Source organism: Kitasatospora cheerisanensis KCTC 2395, assembly GCF_000696185.1.
In the GTDB taxonomy this organism is placed as follows: domain Bacteria; phylum Actinomycetota; class Actinomycetes; order Streptomycetales; family Streptomycetaceae; genus Kitasatospora; species Kitasatospora cheerisanensis.
In genome coordinates, this window is record NZ_KK853997.1 from 8,020,368 (window position 1) to 8,021,569 (window position 1,202).

1 protein-coding gene is annotated in these 1,202 nt (G+C 73.5%); it reads right to left on the reverse strand.

The window, feature by feature from the left end:
* A partial coding sequence (locus tag KCH_RS35950) for an LLM class flavin-dependent oxidoreductase (protein WP_035875405.1) occupies positions 1-959 on the reverse strand: 959 nt, incomplete at its 3' end.
* Positions 960-1,202 lie beyond the last annotated feature (243 nt).

Genomic DNA, 1,202 nt, shown 5'->3' on the forward strand with positions numbered 1-1,202 from the left:
GTGAACGGCAGGGCGATCGCCACCTCGTCGACCTCGCGGAACGAGGCGTTGGCGTAGAGGAGTTCGGCGAGCTGGTCGGCACCGCCCACCAGGTCGGAGGCGAACAGCAGCCGGGCAGGGCCCTGCGGGGTGCGGGTGCGGGCGTGTCGCGCGGCGGCGTACGCCCGGTACTTGGCCCGCTGGGCGGGGGTGGCGCTGTCGGTGGGGAGCACCACCAGGCCCTGCGAGACCCGGGCCCGTCCGCCGTCGGGGTGTGCGGCCCGGAAGGCGCGGATCTGGGCGTGCTGGATGGCGTCGAACTCGGTGCCGGTCTCGGTGCCGGTCTCGGTGCCGGTCTCGGCCTTCACCACGTTGCTGGTGAGCAGCCGGAGTCCGTGCTGCCCGGCCCAGCGGGCGGAGCGCAGGCTGCCGCCGCCGTACCAGACCCGTCCGGCCAGGCCGGGGACGTGCGGTTGGACGTGCTGGGAGTACGACTCGATGCCCTCGGTGCCCTGGAAAGCGCTTGCCGGGTCGCCGCGCAGGAGTCCGAGCAGCCGCTCGACCCGGCCGTAGCCGAAGTCCTCCCGGTCGGCGGAGTCGGGGTACAGCGCGTCCTTCACGTCCTCGTAGTGCGCGGGGACGCCGACGCTGACGCCCGGGTTGAGCCGGCCGCCGGACAGCATGTCGACGGTCGCCAGGTCCTCGGCGTACCGCAGCGGGTTCTCCCAGCCGAGCGGGGTGACGGCGGTGCCGAGGGCGATCCGGCGGGTGCGCTGGCTCGCGGCGGCGAGCACGGTGAGGGGCGAGGAGATGCCGTACTGGAGGTGTCGGTGGCGCAACCAGGCGCTGTCGAAGCCGAGTTGCTCGCCGAGTTCGATCAAGCGCAGCGTCGCTTCGTGGCCTTCGGCGGGCCGGTGCTCGTCGAACAGTCCGATGGTCAGAAAGCCCAGCGAACGCAGCGGCCGGTCGGGGGTGGGCACCAGGTTCCTCCTTGCGCGGCGGCGGCCCCGCACGGCCGCCCGTTCCGTCCCTGCCACGCTCACACACCTGCGGCAGGACGATCAACGGTGCGGCAGGTGATTGTCACACGGCGTCACCGCACCGCAATGGCGCGAAATCCCCTGCCGGGCCGGGGCCGCCGCCGGGCCCGGCCGCCGTGGTGCACCAGCCGTGCCGCGTCGGGTTCTTCGGGAGAAACGATGGTGCACTCGACGGCCCACGGG